This is a genomic window from Bacillota bacterium, from assembly GCA_040754315.1.
In the GTDB taxonomy this organism is placed as follows: domain Bacteria; phylum Bacillota; class Sulfobacillia; order DUSP01; family JBFMCS01; genus JBFMCS01.
Genome location: JBFMCS010000059.1, coordinates 1 through 19,399, shown reverse-complemented (window position 1 = coordinate 19,399; position 19,399 = coordinate 1). Strand labels below are relative to the sequence as shown.

Genomic DNA, 19,399 nt, shown 5'->3' with positions numbered 1-19,399 from the left:
GTGTGGAAGATTTGATCGCCGGTTTGTTTGTTAACCTCCACATCGAAAACCTTGCGATGATCATGGTAGGCACTATTGTGGGCGTCATATTTGGTGCAATTCCCGGCGTGGGCCCGATGGAGGGCGTTGCGCTCCTTATACCGATGACATACATAATGACACCTATTCAAGCGCTTCTCTTCCTAGTGGCGCTGTACAGCGCGGGAACGTATGGCGGGTCTATCACCGCGGTCCTTTTCCGCATACCCGGTTCTGCGGAAGCAGTTATGACTACGCTTGACGGATATGAAATGGCCAAGAAAGGACAAGCTGGGAAGGCACTTGGCATTGCCATTAGTTCTTCGGCTTTTGGCGGTCTATTCGGCGTGATGGTGATGATCCTCCTTGCGCCTATCCTGGCAGGCATTGCATTACGTTTCGGACCGGCTGAGTATTTCGCTCTATGTGTTCTCGGGTTATCAGTAATGCCTTCCGTCGGAACAAGTCAGCCCACCAAGGCGGTGGTGGCAGGGCTGTTCGGGCTATTCCTATCTACGGTGGGCATGGATCCAATTTCTGGTGCGTTGCGTTTTACCTTTGGCAATACGGCACTGATTGGAGGCATCCCGTTTATCTCTTCGATGATTGGGCTGTTTGCTGCAACGGAACTCCTGAACCAGATTACCACTTATCGCAAAGACCGTCGTGAGACGGCGGCAGTTGAGAAGATTAGGTCCGAACTTCCAGGATTGAGAGAACTGCTGAGTCTAAGGTGGACTCTCCTGAGGGGTGCCATAATAGGAACCTGGGTGGGGATCTTGCCTGGTGTTGGGGCGACTACCGCCGCTATAATTGGATACAGCCAAGAAGTGAGGCTTTCCAAACATCCAGAAAGGTTTGGCACCGGGATTGCGGAAGGTATTGCAGCTCCTGAAAGCGCAAACAACGCTGCAGTCGGTGGCGCGATGATCCCGTTGCTGAGCCTTGGCATACCTGGAAGCGGCACAACGGCTGTCATGGTTGGTGCTTTTCTCATCCATGGCCTCCGCTTGGGCCCTCTCCTCATGGTGGAACATCGGCCGCTCGTCTATGCACTTTTTGGTGGTATGCTGCTGAGCAACATCATGATGGTTGTCGTGGGCCTTGTTGCCTGCCGGTACGCGGCCAAGATTCTCAGTATTCCCTACCCCTTCCTCGCCACCGTCATAGCTTCTTTCTGCATCGTTGGCTCCTACGCCCTTGGCGACATATACGGCATCTGGTTCGTAATTAGCTTTGCGATTATCGGTTATCTGATGGGCAGGACAGGATTTCCTACAGCACCTGTCATCCTTGGGTATGTACTCGGTCCTATTGCCGAAGCGTCTTTCCGAAGGGCGTTCATCATTGCAGGCGGTGACGTACTCGCGATAGTAACAAGGCCCATCACGTTCGTATTGCTTTTACTGGCAGTACTGTCGTTCTTGTGGCCTTCTATTGCCGGCTGTACCACAAAAAGACGAAAGGGAGCGGTTTAGGATGACCCACAGCCTCCATCGATCCTGCTCGTTCACATCTCTTGCCGGGGACTACGTAGTTTTTGCCTTGGCAGCCCAGAGATTCAACAGCGAAGGAGCTGCTTGTCGCTTGAGGCAAATCTTCTCGATCCTACGGCGGCATTGTCCTGTGAATCTATCAAATGGCTTTGATAGCGTCTACATGGGCAAGACGGCGGATGAGCTAGAAGCAGAGATACGGGACAGCTCCTATCCGGCGGCTGTGTTCACGGATACCGAGACATTGGAAAGGGTGCTTCGCGACCTGTCGGAAGCCGATCAAGGGATGTCCGTAGTGGTCAGCGGCGATTACCGCACAACGCTGGAGGTGGCAAAATCTGTTGGGCTTAAACCGCACACGATCAACGTCTCGCTAGGTATATTCGGCAGGACAGCGGATCTGCCCGAGCCTGCCGTCTTGGACATAGCAACTATGTGCGGGCATGCCCTGGTTACACCCATGAGAATCCACGAGTTGGCCAAGAAGGTTGCGCGCGGAAGACTGTCCTTGGAGGAAGCAGGGCGAGACCTAGCCAGGACCTGCACCTGCGGCGTTTTCAATCCTCACCGCGCGGCCGACATCCTATCGCGGTACATTGGCGGAAAGGAGCGTGAAGAGTAATGTTCATAGACCAAGATCAGTGCACGGGGTGCAAGCAATGCCTTGTGTTTTGCCCAGTACAGGCTATACGCATGGTTGACAAGAAAGCTGTGGTCACTGCCGATCTATGCGTGGAATGCAATAACTGTTTCAGGTCAGCTTGCTGCAAACCAGGAGCCATTTTGCCCGAAGCCCACCTTCCCTGGCCTCGGTCGCTCAGGAATCTGTTTAGCGATGTGTGCTCGGAGTTTGAGAGAACAGGGGTATCGGGGCGGGGAACTGAGGAGATGAAGAGCAACGATGTCACAGGGCGATTTTCCCACGGAGAGGTGGGTATCGGGATCGACATTGGCCGTCCTGGGCTTGGAGCCTCAATGCGAGATATAGACCTCTTCACCAGGCGATTGGCAAATGCAGAAGTGTTCTTCAGTGATGACAACCCAGTGACTTTCCTCCTCGAAGACCGGACAACAGGTGCTATCCAGAAGGAGGTCTTGGACGAAAGAGTGCTATCCGCTGTCATAGAGATTAAAGTGCCGGTGGAGAAACTGTCGGGCGTCCTGAGTCTGCTAAAAGGCCTAGCCACAGAGACCAGGACAGTGTTCAGCGTAGGGCTTATCTCCCGCCTTAAAGAGGACGGGTCCATTCCCGCTCTACGGATTGCCGAGGAAGAAGGGTTTCCTGTGCAGCCTAGCGCCAAGTTGAATGTTGGCCTGGGCCGGCGGGGGAGCTGACCGAAATGGCTCTTTGCCAATCCAAGAAGCCCCCGTGAACGCTATGGGTTACGCCTACGTGGGCTAATGAGTGGGGAAGGCCTCTTGTGAAAGCTGGAGCGCCTCGCGGTTCTATCCACGCTCTCCACAATGGCCTATCTGATACGTGTGCTCCCGGAAACACCCAGGAATTACATGGGAAGAGATAGGAGCATAGTCGAAATGAGAAGATGGCTACGGTTACACGGTGTTTTTTACGGACCTTCCTGGTTTTATTACCGAAGAGGATAGCCTTGAGGATGCTCTAAAGATGGCCCAAGAGACGCTCCATCTGCACCTTTACGGAATGGAGAAGGAGGGTGACGAGATCCCCCTGCACCCACTCCACCCGAGAATATCAAGGCGCCCGGTGGAGCATTTATCGCCTTGGTGCAGGCGGTAATGCCGCCAGCCAGGGAGCGAATGGCAGACAAGTCCGTGAACAATACTTTTACGCTGCCCCAAATGGCTTAATGACCTGGCGGAAGAGAAACGCATCAACTTCTCCCGAGTGCTCCAGCCTGCGCTGAAGGAGCGCTTGAGAATACTAGAGCCACACAAGCGGTAGGGCCGACAACATGTTAGGGGTACGGGGTGGTCATGGTCGAACAGGGCGTTACCACAGTCACGCCTTTATTCACTGCCAGCGTGAGGATTAGACCTTCTCTGAGCCTGGCGATAGGCCGACAGAGCCAAGCGTGGAAACGATCCCCCACGGGAGTTTGCCCCAGGCCCCCTAGATGACTCTGATGGCCATCTCCTTGCAGTGCGGCGCACAGTAGCCACAGAGAACACAGAGATCGGGGTCCACCACGACCTTATCCCCCTGGAGGGACAGGGCCCCATTGTGGCACACCTCAACGCAGGTGCCGCATCCCACGCAGATCAAGGGAAAGATGAAGAGCCTCTTCTCCTTTATCGAGTACTCGGGGTCATCAGGGATTGGCCTACCCTCAAAGATGGCCACGTTCACCCGGACCTCAGCAGGGCTGGACATTCCCACGGCCACTGAGGCCAGGCCCGGGATGCCCATGACGAAGGAAAACCCCTCTTCCAGGCGTTTGACGTAGTTCCCGCCAGCCAGGGCCTTCATGCCGTACAGTCCCTTCCCCGCCCTGTGGGCATCGTCGATGGCCTGCACCATGTCGTCCCTTGTCCCGTCCAGTATGCCGAAGCCCGTGAGGTTTACCATGGGGAAGATCACATCGATCCCCGGCAGTCTTGCCGCGGCGCGCACCGTCAGGACCGAATGGGTGGTGATTCCCATGGCCCTGATGAGGCCTTCCTCCTTGGCTTTCGCCAGGCACTCCACGGCTCCAGTCCTCTCGGAGAACACACTGGGAGAAGAGCGCGCGGCGTGGAGGCAGAAGATGTCCACCGTGTCCAGCCTGAGGGCCCTCAAGGCATCCTCGATGGCCTTCCGCATGCCGTCGTAGGTCTGGGCTGTGGACTTGCTGGCAATCACGACCCGCCCGCGATATCCCTCCAGGGCGGGCTCCATGTGAGTGTAGGTCCGGTACATCTCCGCGGTGTCCAGGAAGTTGATGCCCCTTTCCAGGGCTTCCCGGACAACCCTGGCGCCCTGGGCGGGGGGAAGGTCTAGCTGAAGAGGCCCAACGGGGAGTACTCCCAGGCAGAGCCTGGTCACCTCAATGCCGCTCTTTCCAAGGATCCTTCTTTCCAAGCACCTCTCCTCCAGCCCAGTGTCAGCCCGTGTTCTTGAGTGTCCTGATGGCACTGGCCGCCCAGTCCGCATCCTTCAGCATGGCCCTGCCCACGCCTACCATGTCGGCCTTGCCCTGCCTCACTATGTCATCGGCCATCTGGGCCTGGGCGATGCCGCCGGTGGTCACCACTGGGATGTCCACCGCGGGCTTGAGCCGTTCAACCCAGGGCAGGAAGTAGGCCGCAGGTGCCCCTGAGGGCCTGGAGCCGCACATGCCTCCGGATATGTCAAGGAGGTCAGCGCCGGCTGACTCGGTGAGCCTCGCCGCTTCGATGCCGTCCTCCAGGGTAAGGCCCCCGCTGAAGTTGGGGTTCGGGGGTACGCTGTCAGGGTACTGGTCCTGGATCCCCAGGCGTACGATAACCGGGAGCCCGGGGGCCCGCCCCTTGATGGCCTGGACTATCACGACAAGGAGTGCCGCCCGGGAGGCCACTGGGCCGCCATAGATGTCTTCCCGCTTGTTGGTCAAGGGTGAAAGGAACTGGCTCAACAGGTAGCCGTGGGCCGAGTGCACCATCACCATATCGAACCCGGCACGATCGACCCTGAGTGCAGCCTCGAGGAAGGCCTCCTTGAGTCCGGCGATCTCAGCCGCCGGGAGCTCCCTGGGCATCTGGGTGCCGTTAGGGTGAAGGGCCGCCGAGGCTCCCAAGGGTGTGGACCCGGTGAGGTCCCGGGTGCCCGCGCTCCCGCAGTGGGTAATCTGGAGGGCTACAGTAGCCCCGGCGCTGTGGAGTTCCCCAACAATATCCCTGTAGAGGGGCACTAGCCCGTCGCTGTGGATCCCCAGCTGGTGCCGCGAGAACCTCCCGCTAGTGGAGACGTAGGCGTGCTCCAAGACGATGAGACCCACGCCCGCCCTGGCCCTGGCCTGGTAGTGCTCGAGTGTCTCCTGGGTTGGCTCCCCGGACTCCGTGGCGCTTTCCGTGGCCATGGGGGGCATGACGATCCTGTTTCTAACACTGGCCCTTCCCACCTGGATAGGGTCGACTAACCGGGGCATTGAGGCATCCCTCCTCTAGAGATTCTCCCCTAGCGTTCTAGGAACCGCCAGGGGAATCCTCCCTTCACGGGTCCTTGCCCAGCAAGGCTTCCACTAGTTGCCTTTCCCGGGGAGAATTGCCCTGGGAAACCCGGAGGCAGTCACATTGAACGGGCACTTTGATTTTGCTATAATTGAGTTAAATGACAGGCCCTGCTCGGGCGAAGGGGCGTGAGTACCTTGGCAACCTTGAACGCCGAGTTTTTCTGGCGCATCTTTCAGATGACAGGGTCAATAACAGCTTACCTCCTTTACAGGAAGATGTATACTGCTGTATCATGAATCCAACGTTTCCGGCTTGTCTCGCTCAAAAGGCAGTGAAGGGGAGGAGTACACCGGGGCGGTGACCCCACAGGAAGGGTGCCCAGACTGAAAGCGCCCGGGTCGTCACCGGTGGAAGTTCGCCCTGGAGCCGCAGGCTGAAAGGCTTTCGGGCCCAAGTAGGCTGGGCCGGCTGCCCCCACGTTAAGGGGGCTGGGGATCACGGATCCCCATCAAGGGAGGCCCTGTGCCTAATACTAGGTGGTACCGCGGAAGCGCAGGCTTTCGTCCTGGTATGGACGGAGGCCGCTCTTGTTTTAAGGAGGGTTGCCAATGGACTTGAATGACATCAAGACAAGGGCCCTGAAAGCGGTAAAGGAGGCCCGGAGCCTGGACGATCTTGAATCAGCCCGCAGGGACTTCCTCGGGAGGAAGGGTGACCTGACCGTCGTCCTAAGAAGCCTGGGGCATGCATCCCCCGAGGAGAGGCCGCGCCTGGGTAGGGAGGCCAACGAGATCAGGGGGCTCCTGGAGGAGGCCATCGCCCGCAAGACCCGAAGCCTGAAGGATGAGGCATCCTCAGGGCCTCCCCTGGACGTTACCCTGCCAGGTGACCCTCCTTCCCTGGGCAGGGCCCACCCCTTGAGAACCGTGCTCAGGGAGATCGAGGAGATCTTCATGGGCCTGGGCTTCGAGGTGGTGGAAGGCCCCGAGGTGGAGTTCGACTACTATAACTTCGTGGCCCTGAACTTCCCCAAGGGTCACCCCGCCAGGGACATGCAATCCTCTTTCAAGGTATCCGAGGAGGTATTGCTGAGGACCCACACATCCCCAGTACAGATCAGGGTCATGGAGGAGAGGGCCCCTGGCACACCCTTGAAGGTGATCGCCCCCGGTAGGGTCTTCCGCAGGGACGACGATGCCACCCATTCCCCCATGTTCCACCAGATCGAGGGGCTGGCGGTGGGGGAGGGCATCACAATGGGGGACCTCAAGGGCGTGCTCCTGGCCTTTGCCAAGAGGATGTACGGGGAGGATGCCCAGGTCCGGTTCCGGCCTAGCTACTTCCCCTTTACCGAGCCCAGCGCCGAGGTGGACATTTCGTGCTCAGTGTGCATGGGGAAGGGCTGCAGGACATGCGGGGACACCGGCTGGCAGGAGATACTGGGTTCGGGGATGGTACACCCCCAGGTGCTCAGGAACGGTGGCTATGACCCCGAGGCTGTCACGGGTTTTGCCTTCGGAATGGGCCTGGAACGCGTGGCCATGCTGAAGTATGGGATTGACGACCTCCGGCTCTTTTTCGGGAACGACATGCGTTTCCTCGCCCAGTTCTGAAAAAGGGGGACTCGTTCTTGAAGGTACCTATGACTTGGCTGAGGGAGTTCATCGATACGGATGCCACCGCAGAGACCATCGCGGGTAACCTTACCATGGCGGGGATGGAGGTAGCGTCCCTCGAGGATGTCGTCCCGGAGGTGGAGGGCGTTGTGGCCGCCCGGGTGCTCAAGGTAGAGAGTCATCCTGACCAGGACCTCTTGGTGGTGACGGTAAGACATGGTGAGGGCAATTGCCGGGTGGTAGCCGGTGCCAAGGTAGGTGTGGGCCAGGTGGTGCCCCTGGCGCTCCCCGGGGCCCGGCTGCCAAAGGGCAGGGTCATCCGGGAGACCTCGCTGGGCGGAGTCCGCTCCCAGGGGATGTTGTGTTCAGCCAGCGAGCTCCTCCTGGGGGAGGAGCACCGGGAGGGTGAGGGTATCCTTATCCTGGAGGGCGCGGACCCCGGCCAGGACGTCCTGGAGTTCCTGGACTGGAAAGACCAGGTGATGGAGCTGGACCTCACCCCGAACTACGCCCACTGCCTGTCCCTGCTGGGTGTGGCCAGGGAGGTCTTGGTCACCTCGGGGGGCCGCCCCCGTCACAGGCCTCGCAAACCCCGGGAGAGCGGTGGGCCAATCCACGGAAGGGTAACCGTGGACATCCTGGACCCCGGCCTGTGCCCCCGCTACTCAGCGAGACTCTTCGAGGGGGTGACCATAGCACCTTCGCCCCACTGGATGCAGTATCGCCTGTGGGCCTCGGGCATAAGGCCCATCGATAACGTGGTGGATGTGACGAACTATGTCATGCTGGAACTTGGGCAACCCCTTCACGCCTTCGACTTCCACCGGCTGAGGGAGCCCGCCATCATTGTGAGGACAGCCAGGCCGGGCGAGAGGCTTCTTACCCTGGACGGCCATGACCGGCCCTTGGACGAGGGCATGCTGGTGATAGCGGACCCACTAGGCCCTGTGGCCCTGGCAGGGGTCATGGGGGGAGAGGATACCGCCGTGGTGCCGGGCACCAGGTGCGTTCTCCTGGAATCCGCGGCCTTTGACGCCAGGACCACCGGGATGACCTCTAGGGGTCTTGGCCTGCGATCGGAGGCCTCCTCGCGATTCGAGAAGGGAACCGATGTGGAAGGCACCGTCAGGGCGCTGGACAGGGCTGCCGTGCTCCTGGAAGGCATGCGCGCGGCCACGGCCGCGCCAGGGGTGGTAGACGAGTACCCGGGAAGGACAGGTCCCAGGGTGATCACCCTGAGGCCGCAGCGGGTGAATGAGATACTGGGGACCTCCATGCCTGCCAGGGAGGTTAGCCGCATCCTGAAGGGACTGGGCTTCGGCGTGGCCAGGGAGGGCAAGGCCTACCAGGTACAGGTGCCGACCTGGAGGGTGGACGTGGCGGAAGAGGTCGACTTGGTGGAGGAGGTAGCCAGGATCCATGGATACGGCGCCATACCCACGACGATGCCCCAGGGACCCTCAACCTCCGGCTGGCAGCCCAGGGAGCGCGCCATGGAGGGCACCGCCCGGGATATCCTTGTCTCCCTGGGCCTTACTGAGGTGAACACATATGCCTTCTCCTACCCGGGGGTTTTTGACCGGGTGCGCCTGGACCCTGGGGATCCCCTGAGGAACGCCATAGCCCTGGCTAATCCCCTTAGGGAGGACCAGTCCATCATGAGGACCATTCTCCTCCCCAGCCTCCTGGAGGTCCTCGAGGCCAACGCCAGGAGGGGCGTGGAGGGCATCTCGGTTTTCGAGGTATCCCGGGTCTACCGCCCATCGGAGGGGTTTTCGGAGAGACTGCCTGGAGAGTCCACGGTGCTGGCGGTGGCCTGTACTGGCAACCCGCGGGCGAGGGCATGGAGGCAAAGGGATGCCCAGTGGGACTTCTACGCCCTCAAGGGCATGCTGGAGGTGCTCCTTTCCAGGCTGGGGCTGGAGGCCCTATGGGAGCCCTCGGCGCACCCCTCCTATGCCAGGGACAGGCAGGCCCGGCTGTCCTGGGAAGGTAAGAGCCTGGGATACGCCGGTGAGGCACACCCCGCTGTGAGAGAGGCCTACGGCCTGGAAACCCCAGTGTTCATGGCCGAGATAGACTTCGAGGCCCTCCGGGGTAAGGCAGGCTTTACCCCCCGGTATGTCCCGGTGCCCCGCTACCCCGCGGTGCGCAGGGATATCAGCGTGATCGTCCCGGAGGGGTTTCCCGCGGAGGAGGTGGCCAGGGCTGCCAGGCTGGCCGCGGGGGAACTCCTCGAAGACATGGTGTTGTTCGATGTGTATGACCAGGACCCAATCCCGGCGGGCCACCGCAGCCTCGCCTACAGCCTCACCTACCGCTCCAGGGAGAGAACCCTTACGGATCCCGAGGTGGATGCGGTACAGGGCAAGGTGCGCAAGGCCCTGGCAGGGATGGGCCTCAGCCTTCGTTGATGCCACACGAGTTGGAGGGAGGCGCTCCCCAGGGGAGCGGCGCGCATCTTGAAGAATTTAGAGGTGGCCAGGGCTTTCCTGGAAATTGCCGGTCTTCTGGAGGTCCTGGGAGGGGATCCCTTTAGGATCAGGGCATACCGGAGGGCCGCCCGCAGCGTTGAGACACACCAGGGCGACCTGGAGGAAATGGCCTCCCAGGGGCGACTCCAGGAGATCCCGGGGGTCGGCAAGGCGCTATCCTCCAAGATCCAGGAGGTCCTGGAAAGCGGGACCTGCCGCTACCTGGAGGAACTCCGGGAGAAGGTGCCTGTGGAGGTCCTCCAGATGATGCGGATCCCGGGGGTGGGCGCCAAGACGGCCGCCCTCATCTACCGCGAGATGGGGATAGTAGGCCTGGATGAGCTGGAAACCGCCGCCCGGGCTCGCAAACTCCGGGACATCCCCGGCCTTGGCGAGAAGAAAGAGGAGGCCATCATCAAGGGAATTGAGGCCCTTAGGAGGCACGGGGAGCGTGTGCTGCTGGGGATCGCCCTCCCGGTGGCTGAGGCCATGGCAGGCTACCTAAGGTCACTCCCCCAGGCAGTAGATGCCCGGGTGGCAGGGAGCCTCAGGAGGATGAAAGAGAGCGTCAAGGATATCGACCTTGTGGTGTCATCCTGGGACCCCTTGGCCCTCATGGAGGGTTTCGTGTCCATGCCTGGCGTGAAGGGTGTGATCAGAAAAGGAAAGACTGAATCCACGGTGGCCACGTCCGTGGGCAACGTCGATCTCAGGGTGGTGGAACCAGGCCAGTTTCCTGCAGCACTCCACCACTTCACTGGGTCCAAGGAACACAACGCCCGGCTCAGGGGCATTGCCCGCAAGGCAGGTCTCGGGATCAACGAGTACGGGGTGTTCCGGGAGGATGGGGAGGCGCTGGGCATCTGGACGGAGGGAGGTATCTATCATGCCCTGGGCATGGCCTATGTGCCCCCGGAGCTCAGGGAAGACCTGGGTGAGGTGGAGGCTGCCCTGGATGGCCATTTACCCCAGCTGGTGGGACTGGAGGATATCAAGGGAGACCTTCACATCCACAGCACCTGGTCGGACGGGGTGGCCACCATAGGCGAGATGGCCGAGGCCGCCAGGGCCCGGGGCTACCAGTACCTGGCCATCTCGGACCACACCAGTTCCCTCAAGATAGCAGGGGGCCTTGATGAGGAGGGCCTCAGGGAGCAGGCCCGGGAGATAGACGGGATAAACGAGCACATGGACAGCTTCCGGGTGCTCCGGGGTACCGAGGTGGACATCCTGGCCTCCGGCCGCCTGGATCTCTCTGATGCTGTCCTGGAGGACCTCGATATTGTGGTGGCCAGCATCCACCAGGGCTTCTCACAGCCCCGGGAGGTGTTGACAGAACGGCTGGAGGGTGCCCTGAAAAACCCCCATGTGGACATCATCGGCCACCCCACAGGGCGCCTCATCGGGCGCCGGGAGCCCTACCCGGTGGACCTTGAGCGGGTGTTGGACCTCGCCTCGAGGACCGGAACAGCCCTGGAAATAAACGCCTGCCCAGACCGCCTGGATCTCAAGGATGAACACGCCCGGAAGGCAGCCTCCCAGGGCGTCAGGATAGCCATCAACACAGATGCCCACGATGCATCGGCCCTGCCGGACATGAGGTATGGCGTTGGCGTGGCCAGGAGGGCCTGGCTCAAGCCAGCCGATATCCTTAACACGCTGGACCTGGAGGACCTCCTGGACTACCTGGGGTAGGCTCAGGATAGTATCTCCCCGGTTACTCAATAATAGCTGGGGAGGTGGCGTCGTGGTCCGGGATGTCATAGACATAGCCATCCGCACCAGCATCCTTTACTTCTTCGTGCTCTTCACCGTGAGGATGATGGGCAAGCGTTCCGTAGCCAACCTTGCCCCCTTCGACCTGGCTGTCATCATAGTGATGGGTTCCGCCGCGGCCATCCCCATGGAGGATGATAGCATCCACCTGCTCCGGGGGATCATCCCGGTGGTGCTCCTGGGGTTCTTCCAGTACCTGGTGTCCGTGGTGAACCTCTATGTGAGGCCCTTTGAGAAGATCACCCAGGGTGTGCCTGTCCTCCTGGTCCAAAATGGCCAGGTGCTCTGGAAAAACCTGAAGAGAGAGAGGGTTACCCTGGAGGACCTCAGGGTAATGCTCAGGGAGAAGGAGGTTTCTGACATTGCCGATGTCCAGGAGGCTCGCCTGGAGCCAGATGGCAGGACTAGCGTGATCAAGAAGAAGGACGCTTCCCCCCTGACACCCAAGAACCTCCAGGAACTGGCGAACATACGCCTGGAGGCGGTCTTGGAGGAGACGGCCAGGAGCCTTCGCACCGAGATCTCCCAGCTCTTCGCCGAGGCCGAAGGCAGGAGAAACCTCTCCTAGACAGAATGGCTTAGCATGGGAGTGTTCCTGTTCTTCGTGGACGGGCTGGGGCTGGGTCCCGGCGGAGAGAATAACCCGCTTGCCCAAGCCAAGATGCCCTTCCTGACCCGGGCCCTGGGGGCCCGGCTCTTGGCTGAGGATGTGCCGGGGGGCTTCAAGGAAGGGCCCCTGGGCTTTGTCATTTCCACGGATGCCCTGTTAGGTGTGCCGGGGATCCCCCAGAGCGCCACAGGACAGGCAGCCCTCCTGACGGGGAAGAACGCCCCCGCTATCGTTGGATGCCACGTGAATGCCCTGCCCACCCGGGAACTCAGGGAACTCCTGCGCCGGGAGAACCTCTTGGGAAGGGCCAGGGCTCAAGGATTTCGGGTGCAGTTTCTCAACGCATACAGGCCCCTGGCCTTTGAGGCCATGGGGAAGGGCACCTACCATGCCTCGGTGACAACCGTGACTGCCCTGGCGTCCGGAATCCGGCTCAGGGACTTCGGTGACCTTCTCCATGGTGAGGCGGTCTATCATGACATGACCCACGAGACCCTGGCGGCTTCAGGCTATGAGGTCCCCAAGAGGAGTCCCCGGGAGGCTGGCATCATCGCCCGGCGTGTTGCCTCCCGGACCCACCTTACCCTGTACGAGTTCTTCCTGACAGATATGGCGGGGCACCACCAGGATAGGGAGCAAGCCCTCCGCTTGCTCGGGAACATAGATGCGTTTCTTGAAGCGCTGGACCCTGGGGAGGGGGTGTCGGTGGTGATGACCAGTGACCATGGGAACGTGGAGGACCTGTCCACCGGTGAACACACCCTCAACCCGGTTCCCACGGTGGTGCTAGGGGGGTCCGTCCAATCGAGGGCGGCCTTCAGGGGGGTAAGGAGCATTCTGGGCATCGCCCCGGCTGTCATGGACTGCCTTTCCAGGATGGGCAAGGAGGGGGATGGAGATGGAGCTAGAGGCGCGATGTTTCAAGACAGACTGGGGCTTCCTGGGAATGGCCTTCAACGGCCCGGCCCTGAGGGTTCTGACACTGCCTGAGCCCGGGCATGACCAGGCGGTACAAGCCCTGTCGGGACCCTGGCGGCTCCGCTGGGGTCCCGTAGGGGAGGGCCTGGAGGAGGTCCTGAGACACTACTTTTCAGGAAGGGGCCCCATCGACTACCACGGTCCCCTGGACTACGGGAACCTCACTCCCTTCCAGGCTGCGGTGATGAATGGTATGAGGGCCATACCCTTCGGGGGCGTGGTCTCCTACGGGGAGCTTGCCGCGTCCGCGGGGCGCCCCAGGGCTGCCCGGGCCGCCGGCTCCGTTTGTGCCCGCAATTCCCTTCCCCTGGTGGTACCCTGCCACAGGGTGGTGGCCCAAGGCGGGGGCCTCGGTGGGTTCGGGGGCGGGCTACAAATGAAGGAGAGGCTTCTCCTCCTGGAGGGCATAGACGTGAAGGGCGGTCGAGTAGTTGGACGATAGGAGTCTTGAGATACTGGAATTCCCCAAGATCCGCCAGGCGCTGGCCGGAATGGCCACCTGGGCCCTGGGCAGGGAGAAGGCTCTCGGCCTTGAGGTACTGACCTCCCCGGTTGAGGTGGGCCGGGTCCAGGAGGAGACTGCCCAGGCAAAGGGGTTCCTCCAGGCACACCCTGGGTTCCGCCTGGGCGGGGTACGAGATGTGAGGGACCTTGTGGCCCGGGTCTGCCGGGGGGCTATCCTCGAACCCATGGAGATCCTGGACATGACCTCCACGGCCCTGGCATCCAGGCGGGCCAGGGGCTACCTCGGGGAACACGGGGCACCCTGGGATATCCTGGAGGGTGCAGCCAGCGGGCTCTACGACTTCCCGGGCTTCCCTGAGGAGGTTTCAGGGGCCATCTCGCAAGAGGGTGCCGTGAAGGACGAGGCCAGTCCCGATCTGGGGCGGGTCCGCAGCCTCCTCCGGAGCCTTGGAGCCAGGCTCAAGGAGCGCCTGGAGTCCATGGTGCGCTCGCCTGAGTTCGGGCGCTACCTCCAGGAACCCATAGTGACCATCCGTGAAGACCGGTACGTGGTTCCTGTGAAGATGGAACACCGCGGCCAAGTGCCAGGCATTGTCCATGACCAGTCCTCCAGCGGTGCCACCCTCTTCATTGAGCCTGAGGCCATCGTTTCCATGAACAACGAGATCAGGAGGCTCCAGCTCCAGGAGGTGGAGGAGGTTCGCAGGGTGCTGCGCCGCCTCAGCGGGCTGGTGGCCAAGGACCAGGTACAGTGGGAGGAGACCCTGCAGGCCCTGGGGCGGCTTGACTTCGCCTTCGCCAAGGCCCGGCTTGCCCTGGAGATGGGGGCCACTCGCCCCTACCAGGACCAGGAACCCAGGGTCAGGCTGCTGGAAGCCAGGCACCCACTCCTTGGAGGCCGGGCGGTGCCCATAGATATCCACCTGGGGCAGGACTTCGATATCCTTGTTGTCACCGGCCCGAACACCGGAGGCAAGACGGTGAGCCTCAAGACAGTGGGGCTCCTTTGCCTCATGCACCAGGCAGGCCTCCAGGTACCTGCCCGGGACGGGAGCTGCCTCGGGGTCTTCAACGAGGTGCTGTGCGATATCGGGGATGAGCAGAGCATTGAGCAGAGCCTCAGCACCTTTAGTTCCCACATGAACAACATCTGCCGGTTCATTGGGCGGGCAGGGCCCGGGGTGCTCATCCTCATGGACGAGATGGGGGCGGGCACGGACCCGGCGGAAGGGTCTTCCCTGGCCATGGCCATTCTTGACCACCTCGGTGAGAGGGGGGCCAGGGTGCTGGCCACAACCCACTACAGCGAGTTGAAGACCTACGCCTTCCAGAAGCCCCGGGTGGAGAACGCCGCCATGGAGTTTGACCCGGAGACGCTCTTACCCACCTTCCGCCTGATCATGGGACTCCCGGGACGTTCCAACGCCTTTGAGATCTCCCGCCGGCTGGGGCTCCCCGAGTGCATTGTTGAGGCTGCCCGCGGGCACCTGGGGGCCAAGCAGTCCAAGGCGGATTCCCTCATCCGCCAGATGGAGGATGATTCCCTCAGGCTCCATGAAGACTGCCGGAGGGCCGCCGAGGCCAGGGTCCAGGCAGAGCGGGCCATGGCCCAGGCTGAGGCAGAGGCTGAGCGGGTGAGGGCCGAGAGGGAGCGCCTGGTGGCCAAGGCCAGGGAGGAAGCGGAGAGCCTTGTCCGGAAGGCTAACCGGGAGGTGCGCCAGGCACTCAAGGAACTCAGGAAGGCCCAGAAGGAACACCATCTCCCCCAGGCGGAAGGAGCCAGGGAGCGCCTGGCCAGTCTCCAGGCGGACCTTGAGGTGCCTCCGGAGAGGGAGCCCGGCGAGCCGCCGGCTGACCTGAGGGTGGGAGACCAGGTACAGGTGGTATCCGTGGGGGTCAAGGGCACCGTCGTGGCATCCCCTGATCAGGAGGGGCTTGTCCTGGTGGAGGCTGGGGCGGTGAGGGTGCGGGTGTCCCTTGATGACCTCAGGGAGGCCAAGACCACCGTGCAGGTGGACACGCGGGAGCGGGCCATGTCCATGGCTGCCGCCAAGGTGCAGGCCTTCTCGCCGGAACTCGACCTCAGGGGGCTCACCTCGGAAGAAGCGCTTCTCAGGGTGGACAAGTACCTTGACGATGCACATTTAGCCGGGGCTGCTGAGGTACGCATCATCCACGGCAAGGGGACGGGGGCATTGAAGAAGGCCGTTGCTGAGCACCTGGGTGGACACGCAATGGTGGCCTCGTTCCGGCCTGGGGGACCAGGGGAAGGGGGAGACGGAGTCACGGTAGCCCGCCTGGAGTGAAAAGGCAGCCGCTGGGGCTGCCCTTCTTCTAGTACACTATGCCGCTTGAGTCATCATCCCTGTCCTGGATTTCTTGTCCTTTCGTTCTCGTACCCCGGAGGGGGATCAAAGGGAGTTTGCACGCTGTGAATGCTGCAGGGCTCCGTTGGTGCCTCCTGGGCAGCGTCCAGGGGCACTCGGCCGTCGGGTGCTGGCGTGAAGGGCTCGCGCCTCCTGATAAAGGACATGCTCACCGCATCGGGGCACCACGGCGTAGCCAGCTCCGTGGGGTTCTCAGCGCATACCTGTACCGGGACGTGGACGTCACAGGTCAAGAGGGGTTCTGTGCCCTTTACGAAGGGCTCATTGGAGACCGTCTCCGCCGGGCACCAGTCACCAACCCTGAGGCCCGACTTGGTGCATATGGCGGCCCGGGTTAAGGATGCCCCCGGGGGCACCTCAAAGTCCCTCACCGGAAGCTCCTCGTGGAGAACCTTCATGAAGGACGCCCATATTGCCGCGGGATACTGGCCTCCCACCACCCTGTCCATGGGTTCTCGCTGTTCAAAGCCCATCCATACCGCCCCGGAGAGGTCCGGGGTGTAGCCAATGAACCAGGCATCCGCATGGTCGCTGGAGGTGCCGGTCTTCCCAGCGGCCGGCCTGCCTATGTTGGCCCGGGTACCGGTTCCCCTGGTGATTACCCCTTTAAGGATATCTGTCATGATGTAGGCGGTGGTCTCTTTCATGGCCACGGTTTGTTCCGGTTCGGCCTCGTACACAACAGCGCCGTTCTGGTCCACCACCTTCAGGATGGCGACGGGCTTCACGTGGATCCCGTTGTTGGCAAAGGTGCCAAAGGCCGCGGCCATCTCCAGGGGGGAGACACCCTTGGTGAGGCCTCCCAGGGCCAGCGAGCGAGTGTAGTCACTGCGTTCTGAACCCCACTCCGTGGCCAGGCTGGTGATGCCCATCCGCAGGGCGTAGTCCAGGCCAGTCTCTATGCCCACGGTGTCCAGGGTCTTGACGGCCAGGACATTGATGCTGAGTTCCAGGGCCCTCCGGACCGTCATGAGGCCCCGGAAACGCCGGTCATAGTTTTCCGGCCATACTGCGCCGCGGGAATCGAACATGGGGGCGTCGTCCAAGACGGTGCCAGAGGTGAACATGCCCTCCAGGGCCGGGGCATAGGCCACTACCGGTTTGAAGGCGGAGCCGGGTTGCCTAAAGGCATCCACCGCGTCGATGTGGCCCAGCTTGCCCTCGTAGTTCCTGGCCACCAGGGCCTTGATGTGACCTGTGGAGGGTTCCACGATGGCCACGCCAGCCCTCATGGGTTCCTCGGCGTCTATGGGGAATGTCTCGTCCAGCACCTCCGCCATGGCCTTCTTGGCGGCCTCCTGGGCCTTCACGTCCAGGGTTGTATAGACCTTCAGGCCCCCGCTGTAAACTAGGTCGGGCCCGTAGCGGTCCAGGATCTGCCTGAGAACGTAGTCCAGGAAGTGCGGGGCCACAGCCCACTCCTGTTCCTCCTTTAGCCCTGCCAGCCTCACGGGTTCCGCCTGGGCTGCCTCGGCCTGCTCTTCACTGATGTATCCCTGTTCCACCATCTTGGTGAGAACCAGTGACCTGCGGCTGAGGGCTAGGTCCAGGTCCACATAAGGGGAGTACTTGTAGGGGGCGGGTGTTATACCCACCAGGATGGCGCACTCGCCCAGGGTCAGGTGACTGGCGGGCTTGCCGAAGTAGGTCTGTGCAGCCGCCTCTACGCCGTAGGCCCCGTGGCCCAGGGATATCTGGTTCAGGTACATCTCCAGTATCTCAGGCTTTGTGAATTGCCTCTCCAGCTGGACGGAGAGTATGGCCTCCTGGACCTTGCGGGTGTAGGTCTGCTCGGGGTTCTTAAGAAGGGCGCTCTTGACCAGCTGCTGGGTAATGGTGCTGCCACCCTGGACGGAGCCGCCGGTGACATTCGCGTAGAGCGCCCTGAGGATAGCCAGGGGGTTAACCCCCTTGTGCTGGTAGAACTTACGATCCTCCATGACTATGAAGGCATCCTGGAGGGTCTGGGGTATCCGGTCAAGGCTTATGGGGGTGCGGTTCTCCAGGGCATGGAGCTTAGCAACAACGGCTCCCTCAGCGTCGTAGATGACCGAGGTCACGTTGGGTTTCGGCTCGAAGCTGGAGAGGGGTGGGAGGTTCTTCACGGCGGATGCTACAAAGCCTGCGCCTAATCCTATGCCAAGGAGGACAGCTATGGTCAATAGGACGAGGAACAATCCTACCAGGCTCCGGGCAACACTGCGTTTCCTCCTGGGCTTCTTGGGCTTCTCGGTCACCCGAATCCCTCCTGAACTGGAGGACTTAATGTCCCTGAAATTATAACACAGGGCCCGCGTTCCGTAAAAGAGCAGCGGATCCAGATCAAGACCAGCAGCAATGGGTCCTGTTCTAGTATAGAAAAGACGACCGGTGCCGGTGAATGGTTCCCTTTGTGTCCCCCTCCTCTTTCATGCTATAATCTTTTACAATTGGAGGCGAGAGGCCAAGGCCCTCCGCTCCGGCCACGCTTTTCGTAAGGAGGGATGGCGCAAGGGATTCCTGCCCGGCGGGGCCCGCGCCAAGAGGATGATGAAACCCCAAGAACAGATGGCGCTCCTGAAGAGAGGCATAGCGCAGATAGTGTCCGAGGAGGAACTCCTCGCCAAGATCGAGAGGGCCAAGAAGGAGGGGAGGCCCCTCCGGGTGAAGTACGGGGCGGATCCCAGTGCCCCTGACATACACCTGGGCCACACCGTTCCAATCCGCAAGCTGAAGCAGTTCCAGGACCTGGGCCATCACGTGATCTTCATCATAGGGGACTTCACTGGCAGGATTGGTGACCCCAGCGGGCGCTCGGAGACCAGGAGACAGCTGACAGAGGATGAGGTGATGGCAAACGCCAGGACCTACCAGGATCAGATATTCAAGATCCTCAACCCGGAGAGGACCGAGGTGGTGTTCAACAGCTCCTGGCTGGGGCGGCTGGATTTCGTGTCGGTCATAGAGCTGGCCGCCAAGTACACTTTGGCCCGCCTCCTGGAGCGGGATGACTTCAAGCGCCGCATGGAGGAGGAGAGGCCCGTGAGCGTCCACGAGCTCCTCTACCCGCTGGCCCAGGCCTACGATTCTGTGGCCATCAAGGCTGACGTGGAGCTGGGCGGCACGGATCAGACCTTCAACTTCCTGCTCACCAGGGATATCCAGCGGGAGTATGGCCAGGAGCCGCAGGTGGCTGTGACAATGCCACTCCTGGAGGGCACCGATGGTATGCAGAAGATGTCCAAGAGCCTCAACAACTACATTGGGATAAACGAGGACCCCCGGGAGACCTACGGGAAGATCATGTCTGTCCCGGACAACCTGATGCTGCGCTACCTGGAACTGGTGACCGAGGTGCCCATTGAGGAGATAGAGGCTGCCAAGGCGGGACTGGAGGATGGGAGCCTTCACCCCAGGGACCTCAAGATGAGGTTGGCCAGGGAGATCGTGAGCATGTACCATGGAGATGAGGCGGCCCAGGAGGCCGGGGATG

15 protein-coding genes and 2 pseudogenes are annotated in these 19,399 nt (G+C 61.5%); 14 read left to right on the top strand and 3 right to left on the bottom strand.

The window, feature by feature from the left end:
• The first annotated feature begins 2 nt into the window (after window positions 1–2).
• The 5 genes and pseudogenes from AB1576_13295 (at window position 3) to AB1576_13275 (ending at window position 3,435) form a co-directional block, all read left to right on the top strand.
• Window positions 3–1,496, top strand: a complete 1,494-nt coding sequence (locus tag AB1576_13295) for a tripartite tricarboxylate transporter permease (protein MEW6082709.1) — start codon at window positions 3–5, stop codon at window positions 1,494–1,496.
• Between the two features lie 148 nt (window positions 1,497–1,644).
• Window positions 1,645–2,136, top strand: coding sequence for a hypothetical protein (locus AB1576_13290; protein MEW6082708.1), 492 nt, complete (start codon window positions 1,645–1,647; stop codon window positions 2,134–2,136).
• Window positions 2,136–2,255 (top strand): annotated as a pseudogene (locus AB1576_13285) (4Fe-4S binding protein). The gene AB1576_13290 and the pseudogene AB1576_13285 overlap by 1 nt, the downstream one beginning before the upstream one ends.
• Window positions 2,256–2,402: 147 nt before the next feature.
• A complete protein-coding gene (locus AB1576_13280; protein MEW6082707.1) occupies window positions 2,403–2,849 on the top strand; it encodes a hypothetical protein in 447 nt (148 codons plus the stop codon).
• Window positions 2,850–3,075: 226 nt separating this feature from the next.
• Window positions 3,076–3,435: pseudogene (locus tag AB1576_13275) on the top strand (type II toxin-antitoxin system HicB family antitoxin).
• 168 nt (window positions 3,436–3,603) lie between these two features.
• Here the strand turns inward: AB1576_13275 and AB1576_13270 are convergent.
• Together AB1576_13270 and AB1576_13265 are read right to left on the bottom strand one after the other, a co-directional pair.
• Window positions 3,604–4,551 (bottom strand): aldo/keto reductase, encoded by a 948-nt coding sequence (locus AB1576_13270; GenBank protein ID MEW6082706.1) that lies wholly within the window; start codon window positions 4,549–4,551, stop codon window positions 3,604–3,606.
• A 22-nt stretch (window positions 4,552–4,573) separates the two neighbouring features.
• Window positions 4,574–5,596, bottom strand: coding sequence for an NADH:flavin oxidoreductase (locus tag AB1576_13265; protein ID MEW6082705.1), 1,023 nt, complete (start codon window positions 5,594–5,596; stop codon window positions 4,574–4,576).
• A 210-nt stretch (window positions 5,597–5,806) separates the two neighbouring features.
• On the opposite strand from AB1576_13265, the gene AB1576_13260 reads away from it, so the two are divergent.
• The 8 genes from AB1576_13260 (at window position 5,807) to AB1576_13225 (ending at window position 15,846) form a co-directional block, all read left to right on the top strand.
• Entirely contained in the window at window positions 5,807–5,917 is a 111-nt protein-coding gene (locus tag AB1576_13260; GenBank protein ID MEW6082704.1) for a YqzL family protein, read from the top strand.
• Between the two features lie 312 nt (window positions 5,918–6,229).
• The gene (locus AB1576_13255; protein ID MEW6082703.1) at window positions 6,230–7,234 is read left to right on the top strand and encodes a phenylalanine--tRNA ligase subunit alpha; all 1,005 of its coding nucleotides are present in this window, start codon (window positions 6,230–6,232) and stop codon (window positions 7,232–7,234) included.
• A 17-nt stretch (window positions 7,235–7,251) separates the two neighbouring features.
• On the top strand, window positions 7,252–9,651 hold the full coding sequence (gene pheT / locus AB1576_13250; GenBank protein MEW6082702.1) for a phenylalanine--tRNA ligase subunit beta: 2,400 nt from the start codon (window positions 7,252–7,254) through the stop codon (window positions 9,649–9,651).
• A gap of 48 nt (window positions 9,652–9,699) precedes the next feature.
• Complete coding sequence (polX, locus tag AB1576_13245; GenBank protein MEW6082701.1) at window positions 9,700–11,406, top strand: DNA polymerase/3'-5' exonuclease PolX; 1,707 nt, start codon at window positions 9,700–9,702, stop codon at window positions 11,404–11,406.
• Between the two features lie 52 nt (window positions 11,407–11,458).
• Window positions 11,459–12,055, top strand: a complete 597-nt coding sequence (locus AB1576_13240) for a DUF421 domain-containing protein (GenBank protein MEW6082700.1) — start codon at window positions 11,459–11,461, stop codon at window positions 12,053–12,055.
• Window positions 12,056–12,070: 15 nt separating this feature from the next.
• Complete coding sequence (locus AB1576_13235; protein MEW6082699.1) at window positions 12,071–13,087, top strand: hypothetical protein; 1,017 nt, start codon at window positions 12,071–12,073, stop codon at window positions 13,085–13,087.
• The gene (locus AB1576_13230; protein MEW6082698.1) at window positions 13,044–13,517 is read left to right on the top strand and encodes a methylated-DNA--[protein]-cysteine S-methyltransferase; all 474 of its coding nucleotides are present in this window, start codon (window positions 13,044–13,046) and stop codon (window positions 13,515–13,517) included. Before AB1576_13235 ends, AB1576_13230 begins: the two co-directional genes overlap by 44 nt.
• Window positions 13,507–15,846, top strand: coding sequence for an endonuclease MutS2 (locus tag AB1576_13225; GenBank protein ID MEW6082697.1), 2,340 nt, complete (start codon window positions 13,507–13,509; stop codon window positions 15,844–15,846). Before AB1576_13230 ends, AB1576_13225 begins: the two co-directional genes overlap by 11 nt.
• A gap of 53 nt (window positions 15,847–15,899) precedes the next feature.
• On the opposite strand, the gene AB1576_13220 is transcribed toward AB1576_13225, so the two are convergent.
• Window positions 15,900–18,164: a PBP1A family penicillin-binding protein gene (locus AB1576_13220; GenBank protein ID MEW6082696.1), complete on the bottom strand. Its 2,265-nt coding sequence runs from the start codon at window positions 18,162–18,164 to the stop codon at window positions 15,900–15,902.
• A 289-nt stretch (window positions 18,165–18,453) separates the two neighbouring features.
• Here AB1576_13220 and tyrS point away from each other — a divergent pair.
• Window positions 18,454–19,399 (top strand): tyrosine--tRNA ligase (gene tyrS, locus AB1576_13215; GenBank protein MEW6082695.1); only part of this gene is annotated, 946 nt, incomplete at its 3' end.